This window comes from Enterovibrio qingdaonensis (assembly GCF_028683135.1).
GTDB classification, from domain to species: Bacteria; Pseudomonadota; Gammaproteobacteria; order Enterobacterales; family Vibrionaceae; genus Enterovibrio; species Enterovibrio qingdaonensis.
In genome coordinates this window covers 1-3524 of the sequence record NZ_JAJUBB010000046.1, presented here as the reverse complement: position 1 = coordinate 3524, position 3524 = coordinate 1, and the positions used below count along the sequence as shown (strand labels likewise).

General features: G+C 47.7%; 3 protein-coding genes. 1 reads left to right on the top strand and 2 read right to left on the bottom strand.

The genetic code is table 11. The features are described 5' to 3' along the window. Positions 1-32 precede the first annotated feature (32 nt). Positions 33-1748 carry a proline--tRNA ligase gene (locus LRP49_RS25005; RefSeq protein ID WP_274146373.1) on the bottom strand — a complete coding sequence of 572 codons (1716 nt, stop codon included), beginning with the start codon at positions 1746-1748 and terminating at the stop codon, positions 33-35. A gap of 66 nt (positions 1749-1814) precedes the next feature. Continuing rightward, positions 1815-2519, bottom strand: a complete 705-nt coding sequence (gene tsaA / locus LRP49_RS25000) for a tRNA (N6-threonylcarbamoyladenosine(37)-N6)-methyltransferase TrmO (RefSeq protein ID WP_274146371.1) — start codon at positions 2517-2519, stop codon at positions 1815-1817. A gap of 124 nt (positions 2520-2643) precedes the next feature. Between tsaA and gmhB the strand changes: the two genes are divergently transcribed. After that, positions 2644-3198: a D-glycero-beta-D-manno-heptose 1,7-bisphosphate 7-phosphatase gene (gene gmhB / locus LRP49_RS24995; RefSeq protein WP_274146369.1), complete on the top strand. Its 555-nt coding sequence runs from the start codon at positions 2644-2646 to the stop codon at positions 3196-3198. Positions 3199-3524: the final 326 nt, after the last annotated feature.

The window sequence follows — 3524 nt, the reverse complement described above, 5'->3', positions numbered from 1 at the left end:
TCCATTCGGAGGCGTTTTTCTTGGAGCGGTGATTAAGCCATTTTCGCTTTCACGAACTCAACCATCTGATCCATATCAACAGGTACTTTCTCGCCGTCACGACGGTGTTTGTATTCAAATACACCGTTGTCCATGCTGCGCTCACCGATGATGATAGTGTGTGGTACACCCATCAGTTCCATGTCTGAGAACATCACACCTGGACGTTCTTTACGATCGTCGAACAGGACTTCGATACCTGCAGCAGTCAGATCGGCATACAGCTTCTCAGCAGCTTCTTGAACGCGCTCAGATTTGTGCATGTTCATAGGAACGATCGCTACCGTGAACGGTGCAATTGCGTCAGGCCAGATGATACCGTTGTCGTCGTGGTTTTGCTCAATCGCTGCAGCCACAACACGAGATACGCCGATACCGTAACAACCCATTTCCAAGATAACGTTTTTACCGTCAGTGCCCAGAACGCCACAGTTCATTTTCTCTGAGTAGTTCGTGCCCAATTGGAAGATATGGCCAACTTCGATACCGCGTTTCAGAAGGATAGTACCTTGACCACATGGGCTTGGGTCGCCTTCAACGACGTTACGGATGTCCGCGACTTCGCCTAGTTCAACGTCACGACCCCAGTTGATGCCAAAGTAGTGCTTGTCATCGATATTCGCACCCGCACCGAAATCACTCATTGCTGCAACGCTGCGGTCAACGATGAAAGGTACCGTTAGGTTAACTGGACCCAGAGAGCCAGGGCCTGCGTTAACGACTGCGCGAATTTCTTCTTCCTTAGCGAATTGCAGAGGCATTTCTACTTGAGGAAGTTTTTCCGCTTTGATTTCGTTCAGTTCGTGATCACCACGAACTAGAAGAGCGACGATGTCAGAATCTACTGCGTCAGAAGCACGTACGAAGAGTGTCTTAACTGTTTTTTCGATTGGCAGGTTGAACTGTTCAACCAACTGAGCGATGGTTTTTGCATCCGGCGTATCAACCAGAGTCATTTCCTGAGTCGGCGCAGCGCGCTCACCAGCAGGTGCAATCGCTTCAGCCATTTCAACGTTCGCTGCGTAGTCAGAATCGGTTGAGAATGCAATGGTGTCTTCGCCGCTGTTAGCCAGCACGTGGAACTCGTGAGATGCAGAGCCACCGATTGCGCCGGTGTCCGCCAGAACTGGACGGTAGTCCAGACCCATGCGGTCGAATGCTGCACAGTAAGCAACATGCATCGCTTCGTATGACTTCTGCAGACCTTCTTTGTCGATGTCGAAGCTGTATGCATCCATCATCGAGAATTCACGTGCGCGCATTACGCCAAAACGAGGACGTACTTCATCACGGAATTTGGTTTGGATCTGATACAAGTTCAGAGGCAACTGTTTGTACGAGTTAACTTCGTTACGAACAAGCGAAGTGATCACTTCTTCTGCCGTCGGGCTCAGAACAAACGGACGCTCGTGGCGGTCAGTGAAGCGAAGCAATTCAGGACCCATCTTTTCAGAGCGGCCTGTCTCTTCCCATAGCTCAAACGGCTGAACTACGGGCATCAGAGTCTCAATCGCACCTGCGTTGTTGATTTCCTGACGAACGATGTTTTCAACCTTTTGCAGAACACGCAAACCGGTAGGCAACCAGGTGTATAGACCTGAAGCCAGTTTGCGGATCATACCGGCGCGCAGCATCAGCTGGTGGCTGACCACTTCTGCGTCGTTTGGCGTTTCCTTCAGTGTAGAAAGAAGGTATTTACTGGTACGCATCTAAGCTATCCGTTTATTAAATTACAATATGGAGGGTGTAAGGGCGTCATATTACCAGCGAGATCACTATTCGCCAAAGGCTTCTATCACGGTGACAGTGATTACAGCTTCATCAATGGTAAACTTCACATTAAAGTTAAAGAGGTGAACTGCGTATTCTTTGGTATCTGCTTTGCCTTTTTTATAGGCAGGACGAGGGTCTTGCGCCAGTACCTCGGCAATCACCTGCTTTTTATTCGTGCCGTCTTTATCTCGCGTGAGTACTTGTAGTGCCGCGTCGCTGAAGGTCACATCTAAAGTAGGTGGTGCTTCAGCGGCGTAACCGCCCTCTGCATTAGACACTGAATCGGAATAAGGAATATAAGGCTTGATGTCGATAATAGGTGTGCCATCAACCAAGTCACAACTACCTATATCTACAAAAACCTGAGAGCCGACTTTTCGAACACCCTTCAATGGAACAACGGACATTCCGATACCATTAGGGCGAAACGTCGCACGGCTAGCGAAAACGCCGACACGTTCATTTCCCCCTAGTCGCGGCGGACGGACAGTGGGTGTCCAGCCTTGCTCTAAATTCTGGTCAAACAAAAACAGTACCCACAGATGCGAGAATTGCTCGATACCTCTTACTGTGTCTTCATTGTTTGCATCACCTATGAGCGAAATTGACGCAACAGCACTCGGGGCTAGTCCGGGTTGACGAGGCACCGCAAATTTCTCTTTATAAGGAGAATGAATTGTACCGATAGGGTTGAGGGAATAGGTCATCGTTGAAAACTCGTTCTTGCTAGTGGCGATGACTCTACCACAAAAGGTGAGAGTACGATGTCTGGTGATTGAAGAGGGAATGCATGTCATAATCCCAAAGTAAGAGATTAATGAGGGCACAACTTTGGCCAAACCAGCGGTATTTATCGACAGAGATGGCGTGATTAATGTGGATCACGGTTATATCAGTAAGGTTGATGATTTTGAATATGTAGAAGGTGTCTTTGATGCCTGTCGCGAACTGAAAGAAATGGGGTACCTGTTGGTGTTGGTTACCAACCAATCGGGTATCGCACGCGGTTACTACACGGAAGATGACTTCCTGTCGCTGACAGAATGGATGGATTGGAACTTCGCAGACAAAGGCGTCGATTTTGATGGCATCTATTATTGCCCTCATCACCCTGAGCACGGTGAAGGTAAATACAAACAAGACTGTGACTGCCGTAAACCAAAACCAGGCATGTTCTTTTCTGCACGTGACTTCTTAAAGATCGATATGAGCCAGTCAGTAATGATTGGTGATAAAGCCGATGACATGCGTGCAGCCGATGCAGCGGGTATTCCAACAAAGGTGCTAGTTCGTACAGGTAAAGAAGTAACAGACGTGGGTGAAGCGTTAGCAAGCACTGTGTTAGATAGCATTGCAAATGTTCCTGCATTCTTGAAAACGCTTTAACTATTTAGCGGTTTAATGCAGTTTTCAAAGTTTAAAACGGCCCGGCAGGGTCGTTTTTGCGTCAAAGTGATGCTCTTTTGAGTGCTTGGGCTAATTTTGATAGGAAAAGTGATTTTTTTATTGAAAAGGTATTGCCAATAGAAAATCTCTCCCTATAATGCGCTCCTCGTTGGCACGGCAAATTTCGCAGCCAACACGAGAGGCACGAAAGTGCTTGACTCGAAAAAAGAGTTGAGTTTAAATCTCACTCCGCTCAGCAAAGCTGAGAACGTTCTTTAACAATTTGACCTATGCAATCTGTGTGGGCACTCGTACTTGATAGACAA